Origin of the sequence: Thermotoga sp. RQ7 (genome assembly GCF_000832145.1) — a bacterium.
Taxonomy (GTDB): Bacteria; Thermotogota; Thermotogae; order Thermotogales; family Thermotogaceae; genus Thermotoga; species Thermotoga neapolitana.
Window position 1 is genome coordinate 1807499 of sequence record NZ_CP007633.1, and the last position, 14660, is coordinate 1822158.

Here is a 14660-nt window from a genome sequence, read left to right on the forward strand (position 1 = left end):
GGATTTGCTGTATCCAACTTAAATTGTACACAAAATCACTTCAAAAACCTGAACCTGTAAAATCCAAGAAAGTACGGATTTATCTCAAGGGGTGCCCAGGAGGGGTCGTAGTTCACAAGTTCGGAGTATCTGACGAACCTGAGCTCTCCCGGATTTTCTCCGATCGGACCCGTGTGGTAAACGAACCATCCTTCATGATCAGCGAGGTTCAGATTTCCGACGAATATCATGAGATGGTACGGCATCTCAACGTCTTCCGGATGAAAGAAAACCGCTATGTCACCCGGAAGCGCTTCCGAGACACTCTTTGTGACGAACTCCATACTGCACTCCACAAGAATCCTCGCAACCGCAAAGTTCGAAAAGTCCTCAACTCCCCTGTAAGCTCCCTTCTCTATCCTGAACATCTTCGTTCCAACAAGAGGAAGATTCGGGTAGTTGTACTTCTCCACGTCTTCCCAAACGGGTCCGTTGTAACCTGAGAGAGAAAACCAGCTTCCTGTGTGTTTCTTCAGTGCCTCTCTTGCGCAGTACCTGACGAAACCAGAGCAATCCCTTTCTTCTTTCGGCCAGAGGAGAGGATCGTTCTTGAACGCCGACAGGGCTATCCAGACGAACCAGTTTCTGAACCTCTCACTGTCTTCACTGTCGAGTTCCAGAGAGTCCGGATATCCATCACCGTCGCTGTCTTCTTCGCTGGCTCTGGCTTCGATCTTTAGCTCCTTCTTCACCCTGAAAATGCCACCGCTTTCAAAGTGCAGAGTCACAGTCTCGCCGGGTCTCACCTGCTTGATCAGAACACCGTTTTCTTCGAGCACGAAGTTTTTGGAACACTCCACCTTCGCTCCTCTGACTTCAAGAGGAACGAAAATGTCCTGGACGTTCTTCAGAACGAAAGTCCCACCAGAAAACTCCACCCTGAACCTCAAAACCTCAACGACGTTCCACAGAAGAACGCCTGTAACGATCAACAAGATCAGGTATCTCTTCATAACGCACCTTCTCCATAAATCTCAGAAGACAGTCCCTGTGGTAGCCAAAGACCTCTTCCGGTTTCACACCGAGCACTGCAAGGACCACACCCTCTTCCATCCACCGCGGCAGATCAAAATACATCTCCAGAACATGGTGTAGAAGCTCATGGAGGATCGTCGCTTCGAGGGAGTTTTTCCTTCGAAGTACATCGAGCGGCTGGGTGTATATGACACCTTCGTGGTAAACCCCGCCTGTGTGGTACGGCATACCCGTAATTTCGTGGAACTCTTCAAGACTTTCGCACTCGAAGACTACCACATCCAGACTCGGCTCGACCCTCAAGAATTCACATACCTTCGTGAAGCGATCCAGAAAGTCTTTTCCCAGCTCAAGGTTGATCATCTCTTCCATCGATAAAATCCGCCCCGATGAAAAGCACATCTGGATCTGTATGAGCATAGAGACCACGAGAATACATCGGATAAACCCGTGCCGGAAGAAGATGAAACACCCCCTCTGCAGTCGCCCTCCAGACGTAGTCAAAGCTATCACCGTAAAGGTATCTGGCAAAGAGCGCAACCCTGTCCGTTCGAATCTCCCTTCCAGAGTACCATGCGTTCCATGAAAAGTACCAGCTGTACGAGAACTTGTTTTCCTCGATCCCTTTTTCTCTGTAGTTCGAGAGCACCTGCGCGCAGGACGGGATGAAATCCTCCACTATGAGATAATTTCCATCTCCCTCAACCCTCACCACCGTTTTGATTATGTCTCCCAACTCTATCCTCACATCTTCAACATCGAAGACCACCTCGAAAACTCTGTTCCGAAGAGTCTTTGAAGACCCGCTGAAGCGTATGCTCTCTGCAACCAGCCTCTTCCCATCCCAGAAGAATACCCTTCTGGCAACGAACGGAAGATCCACGAACTCTCCGTTCCTGTACCAGTACGTTTTGTTTTCTCCCCTCAGCAGGATCTCATCCATCGTGCAGGACAGCCCCGTAACGTCTTCAGGAACGGGTATCTTTTCATCACCGACCAGCACGAATCCCTTCATGAGAAAAACAGGACCACTTCTCATGAAACCTGCGTCTGTTACATCCAGATACCTGGTGATAGTGTTCTTTTCCGTATCATAGACGAGCGCTTCGTTTCTGAGAACTACAAGAATCAGGCCGTTGAACGTTTCGATCCTGAAGAACGTGTAAGTCTCTCCTTTTATTTTCACTTCTGCACCGTCTATCTCGAGGGGAAATCCTCTGTATTCGATTGTCTTCTTCCAGTACTTGTACGGCAGGATGTAGAGTTCTTCGTTTTGTTCTTTCTCGACAGGGTGTATCGAGCGCGGTACGTATCCTCTCCCGATCGGCACGAAGGCATCCACAATCATTTTATTCTCCTCTATGAGCAGTTCGTACCTTTTGTAGAATTCTCTTTTTATCTCCAAACCTTCGCTCACAGCCTCTTTCGGAACTTCGATGTAAACTACCTCCACTTCCACAATGCCTTTTCCAGAGACGGTCAGTGAACCGGGAACGAGGGACCTTTCTTCACCTGGCTTCAGTTCGAAGGTGTTTTCGGAGTTGATGACTTTCAGTGTGGTTGAAGCGTACTCCGGCATCGCCTCAAGGAGCGCCAAAATAACAAAGGACGTGTCTTTTGTGGAAGTCCAGAAAGCGCTGTCTTTTTTCAAGAGAAGGTAATTTGTCACTTTTCTTTCCAGTTCTGGAAATTCTTTCCACTTCGCAAGAGCCCTGAGGAAGACGCTGTTGAGCTGGATCTCACTGATGAGGGGATTATTAGAATATACATTCAGATAGGCCTTCTGCTCGTCCTGGACGACGTAGTTCATCAGCTGTTTCAGAGCCTCTTTTGAACTCAAACTCAGAAACACCAGATCCGCTTCGCTTTCTGGCTTGAACGGCTCGTGATTCACTCCGTACAGATCGAGAACATACGATCCGTAGGCCGATGGATGTTTTCTGAGATACTCTATTCCTCTCTGCAGAACGCTTTCTGCGACATCGTATCCTGCCTTCATGGTAAAGTACAGCCCTTCCATCACGTAGCAGGTCATGAAGTCATCGGATTCGCCGAATCTGAACCATCCCCAGCCACCATCGTTGTGCTGGTAAGAGTAGAGTTTGAACAGCCCCCTCTGGATGATCTCTTCCAGTTTTCCACCTCTATTCCTGCGCTTGCTGCAACACAGCCGGGAAGAACCGGCTCATGGTCTGTTCGACACAACCGTACGGGAAGTCTATCAACCTTTTCAGGCTATCCTCGACAAGCGGAACGATGCTGTCCAGAAACCTTATCCTCGATGAGATGAACTGCCCTGGAATTTCCAGCGTTTCTTTCCCGTCCAAGAGCATGATGCGGTAGAATTCCCTTTCGAAGGCGAATCTTTCAACGGGCAGTCTCATGGAGACCGCATCGTTCAGATCTTCTCCGACCGCAACGAACTTCACGAAACTTCCTTCAGAAGCGGAGACAGCCTTCACTGTCCAGGTCTCTGTGTGTGAGGAGTTCGCCTCCATCAAAAAGTGCCTTGAAGAACTCCCCTCGAGGAGTTCTATGTTCTCGGGAAGTTCCACCGTGAGTTGAACCGGAAGCGTCTTTGAAGTCCTGTTGAAAACGGTTGCGGATATTTTTATCACATCACTCTCCCTCAGAAAAGATGGAAGATGTGGCATCAGATAGAACTTTTTGGAAACGACCATTTCGCTTTCTGTCTGGGAAAATCGATCCTTTGAGAAACCGTAGGCCGTTGCCCTGAAAGAAGTGATGCTGTCTGGTACCTTGAAGCTCACCCTTGCCGTTCCGTTGTGAAGCTTCAGTGATGGGATCCAGAGGGCCGTGTCGGGGAAGTACTCCCTGACGTTCAACTTGGATGGAAGGGCGTTCTGCTTGAAATCGGCAAAGGTCTTCTCCTCCGGGAGGGAAGCGAGTTTGTTTCGGAACGAATCCCTTGAAACGTAGAGCCTCCAGTAATGCGGAAATCCTCCTCTTGTCCGGGGATAGTTCATGTATGGATAGAGGAAGTTTTCGAGCACCGGTGGTTCTGCTCCAACCATGGCGTATATCGCTTCATCAACGAGGAAAAGACAGACTCTGTCCACATTCGATTCGATCGTGATCTGTGCCATTTCTCCAGGTTCATACTGATCTTTGTCGAACAGAATCTTCATGGTGGTGAAATTCGTGTCGAGCAGAACGTTCAGCCTTTCCAGCTTGTAGATACGCCCATTATCGTCGAGTCCAACGAAGCTGATGAATAGATTCTTCTCGGGGATATCTTTCGGTATTCTGACACGCAGGTTGACAGATCCGGTGAAGGAGACGGGAATAGTGTCGTAAACCCTGTTTGAGACGATTCCCAGAACTCCCATCACCTTACCAGGTGCAAGGATCTGAACCGAAAGTTCATCCCCGGGTTTCACTGTGTTCGTTGCCGGATTGATTACGAACTCGCTGCTTGTTCCTGCACCGCAGTAAGCGTACACGTAGAAGTGAGTTTTCGCTTTTCCAAAGGAGAGTTCTATTCTGTAACTTTTTGGCTCTTTTGGGGTGAAAGTGACGATCGCCTCACCGTTTTCCACGGCCACCGTGCTCGTTGAATCCTCAGAAGAGGTGGTGAGCAGTCCATTTAAAGGATTTCCTGAAAGATCCGTCACTTTCACCTTCACCCTCACCTGCTTGCCCGGTGAAGTGGAAACGTACCGATCCAGAGGAGATATCAGAACGTTGTCGGCGTACACCTTCACAGACCTTGTTTCCTCGATCTGACGCTGGCTCTCATCCGTCACAATCACCTCCAGCCGGTAAGAGCCCTGAAACCCTTCTTCTGTTTTCACACCGAGCCTGAGGTTTCCCTCTTCGTCCGTGAAGTCCGTTCCCCTGTAAACTAGATAGCCGCTTCCTTCCTCTGGAAAGGCCCGAACGTAGTAGGCAACCTGCGCCTTCGCGACGGGCTGGCCGTTGAAGTACTTCACCCTGACAAGGTAGTTCACAACTTCGCCAGATATGTACACGTCTTTATCCGTTTCGATTTCGACTTTGTACTCCGGTTTCCTGTATTCTTCCACCAGAAAATATTCGTAGTAGCGTCTTCCTCCGTGATCGACATTCACCTTGTAGAGTCCGACCGAGGCTGTGTCTGGAAGTTTCATGGAACCGCTGAATCCACCGAGCTCGTCGGTTTCGAACTCCGATCTGTAAACCTCGTTTTTCTTTGTGTCGAAGATGGAAACGGTGACTTTCGTCTTCTCAAAGGCTTTGTAGAGACCCTCTTCAAAAGAGAAGATCTGACCTCTGAAGTGGACCGTGTCGGACGGTTTGTAGATCGGCCTGTCTGTGACAAAGAAAAGCTTTTCTCTTTCAAGCCCTCCACCTGAAAAGTACACCCCTCCAAAAAATCGAGAGTCCCCGTACCTGATGTAGAACGTGTCGAAGTGTTTCGTGATAGAAACGACCCCGTCTTTGCCGGTGAAAACTCTGTCGATCAGTTTTGAATCTTCAAAGAGGAGGACCTCCGCTCCTTCTACAAAATCACCGTCTGAGTCGAATACGTGGAGCCTCAGCTTTTCGCTGTCGGAAAAGTAGATCGCTTCCAGATCGGTGACGATGAACAGGCTCCTGTCAATCACCCTTCTGAAAACCGTCCCCTCGTTGGAAACCAGAGTCGCAAAGTAAAATCCCCTGTCTTTGAGCGGAAATGAGAATTCTTTCCACTCTTCTGAGGAGAACTTTTTACTGTAGATAGGACGTGTTATCTCTAACAGTGAAAAGTTAAAGCTTTCTGGATCAAAAACTGCTTTCAAAAAGTCTTCTTCACTTATCTTCCACACGTTCAGGGTGATATTCTCCAGATCTGAGATCACAAAGGAGAGCCCCTCATCTGGGTGCAGAACAGGATATCTAGAGAAATAGGCGTATCCTCCAAAAAGACTGAAGCTGATCAGAAGAAAAACCAAGAAAATCAATCTCTTCATACCCATCCCCCTCTTTCACGTTTTTAAAATGTTAATACTATGATACCACTTAACGAAAGAAAATCAGAAGATCAATCTTTAAACGTGATCATTTGGTTAATTTACCATATCGTAATATTATTCAACGTCTATGTAACATTAGAATATTATTATTTTCACGAGGATTGAGATTTTTTTCACAAAAACTCAAGGGGAGGTGTGCAGTATGGCGAAGTACCAGGTCACCAAGACTTTGGATGTGAGAGGAGAGGTTTGTCCAGTGCCTGATGTGAAACCAAAAGGGCTCTGCAGAACATGAAGCCAGGAGAAATCCTTGAAGTGTGGATCGACTATCCAATGTCGAAAGAAAGAATCCCGGAAACTGTCAAAAAACTTGGCCACGAAGTCCTGGAAATCGAAGAAGTGGGTCCGAGCGAATGGAAGATCTACATCAAAGTGAAATAAGGAGGTGCAGAAGTCATGGTCTGGACCGGTCTACTAATCGGAGTTCTGTTCGGTGTAATCCTTCAGCGTGGCAGGATCTGCTTTAACTCCGCTTTCAGAGACGTTCTGATCTTCAAGGACAATTACTTGATGAGGCTCGCTGCGCTGACACTCGGTCTCGAATCCATCACGCTCTTGATCTTCGCTCAGGCCGGCATCATAACTCTCAACCCCAAACCCCTCAACTGGATTGGAAACATCATTGGTGGATTCATCTTCGGAATGGGAATGGTGCTCGCTGGTGGATGTGCTTCGGGAGTGACTTACAGAACCGGCGAAGGAATGACAACAGCGTGGTTCGCAGCTCTGGCCTACGCTCTGACGGCCCACGCTACAAAGAAGGGATTGTTCTCGGGATGGATCAAGTGGCTGAGCAACTACACGGTGACAGTTTCGAACACAAATCCCGTTTACGCACCAAAGACAGGGCCAACTATCGCAACGGTGCTCGGTATCAGTCCATGGATCGCCTCAATTATCTTCCTTGCGCTCATGCTCTGGTACGCCTTCGGAGTGAAAAACAAGTCCCAGAGGCCTTCCAAATTGAACTGGATCGCTGCTTCTGTTCTCATAGCGATACTCGCACCCATAGCCTGGTGGGCAAGTGCGAGTACAGGAAGAAACTATGGTCTTGGTATCACAGGGGGCTGGATAAATCTGGTTTCTGTTTACGCAAACAACGCCTCTCTGAACTGGGAAGGTGCTGAGATTCTCGGAATAATAATAGGAGCTGCCATATCTGCCATTGCAGGAAAAGAGTTCAAACTGAGAATGCCAAAGAACCCCAAAACCTACGCTCAGGTTCTTCTGGGAGGATTTCTCATGGAATTCGGTGCGGTAACAGCTGGAGGATGTAATATAGGTCATTTCCTCACCGGTGTTCCGACACTGGCCATCTCATCGATAGTAGCATCTATCTTTTTCATTCTCGGAAACTGGACAATGGCCTGGTTCCTGTTTGGAAGACAGAAATGAAACTTCAAGAGGAGGAAAAACTATGAAGATAGGAATACAGGTGATGGTTCCACCCTATACATATGAAGATCTGGATACCGCTATAAAGATCGCTGAAGCCGCAATGGAAAAAGGTCAGGAAGTAACCCTCCTTCTTTTCGCGGATTCCGTCCTTTGTACTAACAAGAACATAAAGCCCATTCAAATTGGACAGAAACATTCCCACAGAAACTTGTAGAACTGATGCAAAAAGGAAACTTCGAGGTTTCACATATGTGGAATATGTATGGACTACAGAGGGATAACCACAGACATGATAATAGAGGGTTCGAAACCGAGCGGTCTTCCAGAACTCGCAAACCTGATTGCCACCTGCGACAGATTCATAAATCTGATGGCTTGAGGTGAGATCATGAAGAAACTTCTGTTTGTAGCCTATCAATCACCGGTTGGAAGTGTCTGGGTCAACGAAGCATTCAGAACTGCCTTTGGAATGTACGGAGAGGATCTGGAACCAAATGTTCTCCTAATTGAAGAGGCTTCTGTTGCGTTATCCAAAAATACGAAGCCGGAGATGCTGGGACTACTTCCTCTCTCGATCTGTCACAAATACATCAAAAGATACGGTACCAAAGTTTACGCAGTCAAACAGCATCTCGAGAAGTACAGGGTAAAAGAACTGGACGAAAATTTCGGGGCAGAAGTGATCGACGAAGCGAATCTCCCAGAATTCTTACACAGTTTCGACTACGTTATATTCATGTGAGGTGATAGGAGATGGCACTCGTACTCGTTAAGTACGGAACGGATCACCCAGTGGAAAAACTCAAAATAAGATCTGCAAAGGCAGAAGATAAGATAGTTCTCATACAAAACGGTGTCTTCTGGGCTCTGGAAGAACTCGAAACACCAGCAAAGGTCTACGCAATCAAGGACGATTTTCTTGCGAGAGGATATTCCGAAGAGGATTCAAAAGTTCCACTGATCACTTACAGTGAATTCATAGATCTTCTGGAGGGTGAAGAGAAATTCATCGGCTGATGAGATTTAGATGTGATAAAATAAGAATACGCTAAGTCAACAGCAGGCCGCGGCTCGTCCGCGGCTTTTGCAGAAGGTGGTAACCCATGGGACAGCGCGGAAGCGTTTTGACACTCTTTAAAACCTTATCGAATCAGACACGACTCGACATCCTGATGCTTTTGAGAGACAGTTGTCTCACCGCTTCAGAAGTGGCGGAGAAGCTGAAGATCAATCCCTCAACCGCTTACAGGTATTTGAACCAGATGGTTAAAGCGGGGATCCTCAAAGTCGTAAAGACACCCGAGGGTGACAGGTACGATTTTTCTTCTGTTCAGGTGTTCAGGATGCTCGAAGCAGCGGTGGAATTGCTCCACGAGAACGAAAAAGAAAAGAAAATTTCCAGTATCATCTCAGTAGAAGAGTCGCCTGGGTCGAAGAAATTTCTCGATATGCGGGGACAAATATGTCCCGTTCCAGAGATCACGACCAGAAAAGAACTGGAAAAACTCCAGCCTGGAGAAACCCTGATCGTGATGTGCGACTATCCACTCTCGGGAGAGAGGATCACAAGTTTCTCTCTGAGGGAAGGCTATGAAGTGGCCACTGAACAGATCGGACCCGTAACCAAGATCTACATAAAGAAACCGCAATCTCTTTAAAAATTGAAAAGGATGGGAAAGAGAAGAGTGAAAATCACAAAAGTGACCAGAACGTGAAGGTAGAGCGTGTTGAGAACGAGTTGCATGTCTTTTTGATTCCTCTCACTTATGAACAGCGGCATTATAAACGGTGGCGGAAGAACCATAAGGGTGATCAGAGTTCGCTCAAATCCTCTGTCAAGATGCAACACCCTCACAAACAGAATCTCACCGATCGCGACGGCAAGAGTAAGTGTAATCATCGTTCTGACGCTTGTGAGGCTGTAAAATCAAACACGTTTTCTCATCACCAAGTGTGTGGGTCTGGCATAGCGAGGTGCCAAAACGAACTTAAGCAAGGACTACCGAACAACAAGGGTGTTGTGAGAAGAAAATGCTATGAGTTTTTGCGCGGTGGGCAAGGAGACAAGCGTATCAAAGCCATAGACTCGGACTGGAAGATCATCTCAGCCCTTCAACGATTTTTTTGAAGCGTACTCGACCAGAGTATTGAATGACGTTCATTTCTTTCTGGAGATGGTATTGCGGTTTTAACCATCTCAAGAATCGGCCATTTCGCTGCCAGGTTTTTGGTTTGAGTGTTTAAGTTATGTTGATTATTACTGCTGATCTGATTTTTGATTAGTGCCACTTTTAATGCCTTGACCACAGTTTATCATCTTTTTCTCGAGATTCTCAACGTCATGAAAAATACTCTTGATCCGGTCAGAAAGTTAGATTATAATTTCAAGCAGAAGAAAGCTGATTTGTATCGAGTCGCTCTTCACGCAAAACTTTGCTGGACCGTTCACGTGAAAATTCTCGGCGATTCTTTGAAAGGGGGTTGTGTCGAGTGGTTACGGGATTCCAGTTTATCCTTGTAGCGATTGCTTTCCTGGCACTCGGGGTCTCAGTGGGTTTATTCGTAAGTACAATGAGAATGAGAAGAAAACGTACTGTAGATCCTAAAAAATCGGCAGCGGAAGAATCGTCGATGGGTATGAGCATACTACGGAAAAAACACTCAGTTCGTCAAAGGAGCCAGAGAAGGTTGAGAAAGTGATCATAGAAGATGAGTTCAATTCACCAGTACTACAGATTGAACCATACACTGGTGATTATGTTGGGAGATGGGAGAAAGTAGAATTACCGCAAAAGGTCCTCTCAAACTGTCTGCAGCGTTCTCGAGCATGCCATTGCTGCTTTTCAGCGTTCCTCTATCCTCACCTCGAGTCTACCTGGTGAGATTCAGTCAGCCTTTTGATCATCTCATGCGCTCGAATGGGGTTTATAAAGTGTAGCACTTAGACCAGATGGTACGATCACAGGGCTTCCCAACGTTTTGTCTCCCGGGTTTTACAGATTCTTAGGTTCGGCAGCAACGGTCTGGGCTATACTGGCGGTGATAACGAGACAGAAATATTTGCACGATATCGAGCAAAGGTTGAAGAAAATCGAAGAGGGTGTTGCTGACATAAAGGAATTTCTTGAAAAAGAGCGGGATACCGGAATTCAGGGTAATCTGCTTTACTTGAAACAGGTATACGAGGCTTTGAAGAACGGAGATCTTTCAGAGTACGATATCAATAGTTTCAATAGCCAACTTGAATCCATAGAAAGGCAATGTCAGCAGGCCGTCTTACATTATCAAATCGATATGGAAAACTGCTTCAAGAAATTGGAAGAATTCGAGATTGGCGCTTGGATTGGAAAGGGACTAAAGAAGCAAGGAGAAGAATTCAGGAAGGTCTTGAACAGTTTTTTCCACTATTCTAAGTATCTTTTGTTGGTCTTTCAAGAAAGGTTAGTCACGATTTATCTTAAGACATTCTTACCAGTTGGTAAATCGATCTTGAGGGTTAGAATCAATGACCTGAAGGAATCACTGAGATTTTTGGAAAGAACAAGAAAGATCGAAGAATTCATAGAGCAAAGTTTAGACAGAATTGAAGAGTTTTGGGCATTGTTCACAAGCGAAAAAACGGAAAACCAGATTAAAAGGTCATTAAGACAGGACGTCAGAAGGAATTTGCGCGAACTTGAAGAAATGAGAGAAAGGCTGTACGAATCCTTAGCTAATTTTGAGGAACGGTTGAACCAGCTTGAGGCGGAAAAACAGGTAAACTTGGTTGTTTTCATGGACCAAGACCACAAGCAGATAAAAGAAGTGCGTATGATTCCCGCCGGCGGTTCAGCATAGGTAGGATAGTTGAACAACGATCGCTGCTGTGTGGGCTTCAAAAGATGAGCCCAGGGTTGTCTGTCTCAACTTCTAATCCTGTCCAGGTCGGCGCGCATGAATAGCAGTAGGTAATAAACCGGCTCGTCACGGCCTTCAACGTAGATCCAGCGGGACATCTTCAAAAATTCTTCGGCGTCGATCAGGTTCTGCACGTGTTCCGCTTCCTGCCGGGTGCAGGGTTCTATGACCTGCTCGATCCTGGAAATCTTTGCATCCTTCAAACTGTTGAAGAACAGTTTGGCGAGGGATTTTGTCAAATCTTCGTTTTCGAACGATTTTGAAACCTCAGGATGGAAGTAGGACTTTTCCACCACGATGGGGCCTTCGTCGACGTACCTGAGCCGCCACCCCAGTACGGTTGAAGGACCAGACCAAAACTGCCAGGCTGTGTCTGCAACAGGTTGTTGCAACTGTATCGAGTATTGCCGAACAGACGAATTTACTTGCCCTCAATGCCGCCATAGAAGCTGCAAGGAGTGGAGAAGCCGGAAGAGGTTTTGCAGTGGTTGCTGATGAAATCAGAAAGCTTGCCGAAGAGAGTCGAAGCTCCTCTTCAAAGATAGCAGAATATCTATCGACCATAAACACGGGTATTCGACGATACAGAATTTCTTCTCCCAGTTGAAGGTTGTTCTCGATAGTGTGAACGAAACCATAAATCTACTTTCGATGACTAAGGAAAACTTCGAGGACATGGTGCTGTGAATCTGCGGAAAAACCCACAATACGGGGAGCCTCTGGCTCCTCTTTTTCTTAATCACAACAGGACTTTTTCTCTCTCTTCATTCCATACATCTCTTCGTCCGCTTTTTGAAGGAATTTCAAATAGTTGTCACCTGGATTGAGTTCAGCCACACCGTAGCTGATATCGACATCCACTCCCAGTTCATTCGAGTTTCTGATTTTCTCCCTTATCCTCGAAGCGACCCGTTCTGCTTGTTGTTTGCTGGTGTGTAAAGGACAACTAACAATTCATCCCCACCGTAGCGCACTGCAAAATCCGAAGAGCGAATCGAATCGCTAATACATCTTGCAACGAATTTGAGCACCTTATCTCCGGTTAAATGTCCGTATGTGTCGTTGATCTGTTTGAAATCGTCAACATCGATCATTATGAAAGACAGCGGAACGTTCTGGAACTGCGCTTTTCGAACTTGATCCTGAATCCACTCGTTGAAAAACGCCCTGTTGAAGAGCCCTGTTAAACTATCGCGATGAGCGATTTCCTTGAGTTTTTCTTTTTCTTCGTGAAGTTCAAACAATAGAGCTCGAACAGGATTCGCCAAAGCGTTCACTATCATTCCCCTCAAAATCACCATGTACGAGAGAAATCTGAAAACATGTCCCAGGAAATTGAAAAAACCATAGACATCTGAATACAGTGTGAAAGAGAGCTCTCCAAAGATCGTGAGAATTACTGCAGCTACGAGAGGTTTTCGGAATGTAGAGATCGAGATATCTTTACTTCTGAGCGTTCGAACAAGCACCGCAAGTAGAACAAAAATTATGATGTACTCCATTGATATTTTGAACTCTGTTAAACCGAAACCTTCGATGAAACAGTCTGGGAAAACTCCAGTCCAGATGGATGTGATCAGAAATGTGGTCAGAGGGCCGAACAGAAAAAACAATGTTCTCTCGCTGAGCTTAGGAAAATACAGGATCAGAACAAAACCGAGTGTTTCAAGCAATCTTCCTGCGATCCAAAACTGGGTGGGCTGGTTTGACGTCCAGTTTGGAAAAACTCCCATACCCTTATACGCAAGCGTATGAAGGAAGTCGACAATTGCAACGAATATATAAACGATTCCAACTTTATGAAGATTCTGTTTGATTGAATCCACGTGTGGCATACGCTATAAACCAATCGACAGACCGGTAAATATCGCAAAGAACTCTATTACTGTATGATAAAGCAGGTAGTTTATCCTGAGAGAAAAAACAGCGCAGCGAGAACTGGTATGTAAATGAAAATGAATCTTTTGGTGATCGCTTTCAAAGCCAATCCCCTCCACACAAAAGTGAATCACAGGAAATTATATCATGGTGAGAGGACCGCATGTACCTGCTTTTTTCACTCCAGAATTAAACGGTAGATGTTTCTCAAATCGCGGTGTCGTAAAATTGACATTTTACGACACCAAAGTCTTCCTCCCAAAAATATAAATCTGAATTTACTAAATTCACATTTAGCAAATCATCATTTATAATTTTTATTGTAAGGAATCTCAAGGGGGAATGGGCATGCTGATTGACAGGGAAAGGGAATGTGAGTTTTTAAGAAGAAAGATTTCAAGCAACAAATCAGAACTTTTGATCATCAGTTGTTGAAAAACTGAGTCCACGGTATCACCGAGATAGACATCGACTCGATCAACAACCAGAAACTCCACCAGATGCCGTATGGAAAGTTTCTCAGCAAACTGAAGTACAAAGGCCGATCAAGTAGGAATCAGAGTTATTGAAGTGCTCGAAAACGCACACCTCACAGACATGTTCTATATGCGGTGCTGTGGACAGATGAAGCCGAGGTTTGTACGTTTGCAAACACTGTGGTTCGGCGATGAACAAGGATGTAGAGATAGATATCGTAGGAATAAAAGGAAACACCCTATACGTTGGCGAATGTAAGTGGTCAAACAAGAAAATAGATGTTCGTGTTCTGGATCGATTGAGAAGCAAAGTTCCATACCTTCTAAAGGATCTTCAAGTAGATAATCTCTCCGTTGTTTACTATCTCTTTTCCAGAAGTGGTTTCGATGGACTAAAAGAGACCGAAGAAGTGAAACTGGTCGAACTCAAAGATCTGTTTCGGTGAGGTCTTCCCATTCACTCTTCAGCAAGCCCATCACGATAACGTCGTGATACCTTCCTTCTCTGAAAAGTTCTTGTCTTAAGATACCCTCCACTTTGAAGCCTATTTTCTCGTAAACTCTCTTTGCCCGCTCGTTGAAACTGAACACGTGGAGCTTGATCTTGTTCATATTCATCTCGTTGAAAATGAACCGCACCAGTACCCTCATAGCGTCCGTTCCATATCCCTGGCTCCAGTAAGGCCTCCCCAGAAATATGCCGACCTCTGCCACAGAGTTTTTCCAGTCGATTTTGTTAATGCTGCATCCCCCTATGTACTCTCCATCACTCAACTTCTCGATGGCGAACGAGTAGGAATCTGTGCTGAAGGGATTCAAACTTTGGTACCATTTTTCTTCGTCTTCTTTTCTCCACGGAAAAGGAATACCCGGAACGAGGCACTTCTTCACTTCAGGATCGTTGGCGAATTCCAGGGCTTTCTCTATGTCTTCTTTTCTGTAGGCCCTGAGCCTCACCAGCTTTCCTTCAAACATAGAATCC

At 46.0% G+C, this 14660-nt stretch carries 13 protein-coding genes and 4 pseudogenes; 9 read left to right on the plus strand and 8 right to left on the minus strand.

Translation table 11 applies throughout. From position 1 onward, the window contains the following. Positions 1-35 precede the first annotated feature (35 nt). The 3 genes and pseudogenes from TRQ7_RS09210 to TRQ7_RS09220 form a co-directional block, all read right to left on the minus strand. Complete coding sequence (locus TRQ7_RS09210; protein WP_004080576.1) at positions 36-992, minus strand: DUF1175 domain-containing protein; 957 nt, start codon at positions 990-992, stop codon at positions 36-38. Beyond that, on the minus strand, positions 934-1386 hold the full coding sequence (locus tag TRQ7_RS09215) for a hypothetical protein (RefSeq protein ID WP_004080578.1): 453 nt from the start codon (positions 1384-1386) through the stop codon (positions 934-936). The genes TRQ7_RS09210 and TRQ7_RS09215 overlap by 59 nt, the downstream gene beginning before the upstream one ends. Next, positions 1364-5972, minus strand: a pseudogene (locus tag TRQ7_RS09220) (alpha-2-macroglobulin). Before TRQ7_RS09220 ends, TRQ7_RS09215 begins: the two are co-directional and overlap by 23 nt. 199 nt (positions 5973-6171) lie before the next feature. Between TRQ7_RS09220 and TRQ7_RS09935 the strand changes: the two are divergent. The 6 genes and pseudogenes from TRQ7_RS09935 (at position 6172) to TRQ7_RS09250 (ending at position 9085) form a co-directional block, all read left to right on the plus strand. Then, positions 6172-6410 (plus strand): annotated as a pseudogene (locus TRQ7_RS09935) (sulfurtransferase TusA family protein). A 15-nt stretch (positions 6411-6425) separates the two neighbouring features. Beyond that, a complete protein-coding gene (locus tag TRQ7_RS09230; RefSeq protein ID WP_041844506.1) occupies positions 6426-7424 on the plus strand; it encodes a YeeE/YedE family protein in 999 nt (332 codons plus the stop codon). 22 nt (positions 7425-7446) lie between these two features. Continuing rightward, a pseudogene (locus TRQ7_RS09235) lies at positions 7447-7806 on the plus strand (DsrE family protein). 9 nt (positions 7807-7815) lie between these two features. Next, positions 7816-8169, plus strand: a complete 354-nt coding sequence (locus TRQ7_RS09240) for a hypothetical protein (RefSeq protein WP_004080584.1) — start codon at positions 7816-7818, stop codon at positions 8167-8169. An 11-nt stretch (positions 8170-8180) separates the two neighbouring features. Continuing rightward, entirely contained in the window at positions 8181-8444 is a 264-nt protein-coding gene (tusB, locus tag TRQ7_RS09245) for a sulfurtransferase complex subunit TusB (RefSeq protein WP_004080586.1), read from the plus strand. Between the two features lie 86 nt (positions 8445-8530). Further along, the gene (locus TRQ7_RS09250; protein ID WP_004080587.1) at positions 8531-9085 is read left to right on the plus strand and encodes a sulfurtransferase TusA family protein; all 555 of its coding nucleotides are present in this window, start codon (positions 8531-8533) and stop codon (positions 9083-9085) included. Here the strand turns inward: TRQ7_RS09250 and TRQ7_RS09255 are convergent. Further along, positions 9082-9327 (minus strand): hypothetical protein, encoded by a 246-nt coding sequence (locus TRQ7_RS09255; protein WP_015920043.1) that lies wholly within the window; start codon positions 9325-9327, stop codon positions 9082-9084. The two genes, TRQ7_RS09250 and TRQ7_RS09255, sit on opposite strands and share 4 nt — an antisense overlap. A 1181-nt stretch (positions 9328-10508) precedes the next feature. On the opposite strand from TRQ7_RS09255, the gene TRQ7_RS09875 reads away from it, so the two are divergent. Further along, a complete protein-coding gene (locus TRQ7_RS09875) occupies positions 10509-11264 on the plus strand; it encodes a hypothetical protein (protein WP_236681713.1) in 756 nt (251 codons plus the stop codon). A gap of 65 nt (positions 11265-11329) precedes the next feature. Here TRQ7_RS09875 and TRQ7_RS09265 read toward each other — a convergent pair whose 3' ends face one another. Next, on the minus strand, positions 11330-11716 hold the full coding sequence (locus tag TRQ7_RS09265) for a UTRA domain-containing protein (RefSeq protein ID WP_227738389.1): 387 nt from the start codon (positions 11714-11716) through the stop codon (positions 11330-11332). On the opposite strand from TRQ7_RS09265, the pseudogene TRQ7_RS09905 reads away from it, so the two are divergent. Continuing rightward, positions 11704-12011: pseudogene (locus TRQ7_RS09905) on the plus strand (methyl-accepting chemotaxis protein); the annotation flags it as partial. The gene TRQ7_RS09265 and the pseudogene TRQ7_RS09905 overlap by 13 nt on opposite strands. Before the next feature lie 48 nt (positions 12012-12059). Here TRQ7_RS09905 and TRQ7_RS09880 read toward each other — a convergent pair. Both TRQ7_RS09880 and TRQ7_RS09275 read right to left on the minus strand, forming a co-directional pair. Next, the gene (locus TRQ7_RS09880) at positions 12060-12278 is read right to left on the minus strand and encodes a diguanylate cyclase (RefSeq protein WP_343327293.1); all 219 of its coding nucleotides are present in this window, start codon (positions 12276-12278) and stop codon (positions 12060-12062) included. Further along, positions 12218-13159: an MASE3 domain-containing protein gene (locus TRQ7_RS09275; protein WP_236681714.1), complete on the minus strand. Its 942-nt coding sequence runs from the start codon at positions 13157-13159 to the stop codon at positions 12218-12220. The genes TRQ7_RS09880 and TRQ7_RS09275 overlap by 61 nt, the downstream gene beginning before the upstream one ends. A 680-nt stretch (positions 13160-13839) precedes the next feature. Between TRQ7_RS09275 and TRQ7_RS09280 the strand changes: the two genes are divergently transcribed. Continuing rightward, positions 13840-14124 (plus strand): DUF234 domain-containing protein, encoded by a 285-nt coding sequence (locus tag TRQ7_RS09280; protein WP_010865227.1) that lies wholly within the window; start codon positions 13840-13842, stop codon positions 14122-14124. Here the strand turns inward: TRQ7_RS09280 and TRQ7_RS09285 are convergent. Further along, positions 14105-14653: a GNAT family protein gene (locus TRQ7_RS09285; protein ID WP_004080594.1), complete on the minus strand. Its 549-nt coding sequence runs from the start codon at positions 14651-14653 to the stop codon at positions 14105-14107. The genes TRQ7_RS09280 and TRQ7_RS09285 overlap by 20 nt on opposite strands. Between the last annotated feature and the right edge of the window lie 7 nt (positions 14654-14660).

Bases quoted from the DNA above. Each gene is read 5' to 3' on its own strand.
- TRQ7_RS09210 (WP_004080576.1), bottom strand. From the start codon at position 992: ATGAAGAGATACCTGATCTTGTTGATCGTTACAGGCGTTCTTCTGTGG.
- TRQ7_RS09215 (WP_004080578.1), bottom strand. From the start codon at position 1,386: ATGGAAGAGATGATCAACCTTGAGCTGGGAAAAGACTTTCTGGATCGC.
- TRQ7_RS09230 (WP_041844506.1), top strand. From the start codon at position 6,426: ATGGTCTGGACCGGTCTACTAATCGGAGTTCTGTTCGGTGTAATCCTT.
- TRQ7_RS09240 (WP_004080584.1), top strand. From the start codon at position 7,816: ATGAAGAAACTTCTGTTTGTAGCCTATCAATCACCGGTTGGAAGTGTC.
- tusB (WP_004080586.1), top strand. From the start codon at position 8,181: ATGGCACTCGTACTCGTTAAGTACGGAACGGATCACCCAGTGGAAAAA.
- TRQ7_RS09250 (WP_004080587.1), top strand. From the start codon at position 8,531: ATGGGACAGCGCGGAAGCGTTTTGACACTCTTTAAAACCTTATCGAAT.
- TRQ7_RS09255 (WP_015920043.1), bottom strand. From the start codon at position 9,327: ATGATTACACTTACTCTTGCCGTCGCGATCGGTGAGATTCTGTTTGTG.
- TRQ7_RS09275 (WP_236681714.1), bottom strand. From the start codon at position 13,159: ATGCCACACGTGGATTCAATCAAACAGAATCTTCATAAAGTTGGAATC.
- TRQ7_RS09285 (WP_004080594.1), bottom strand. From the start codon at position 14,653: ATGTTTGAAGGAAAGCTGGTGAGGCTCAGGGCCTACAGAAAAGAAGAC.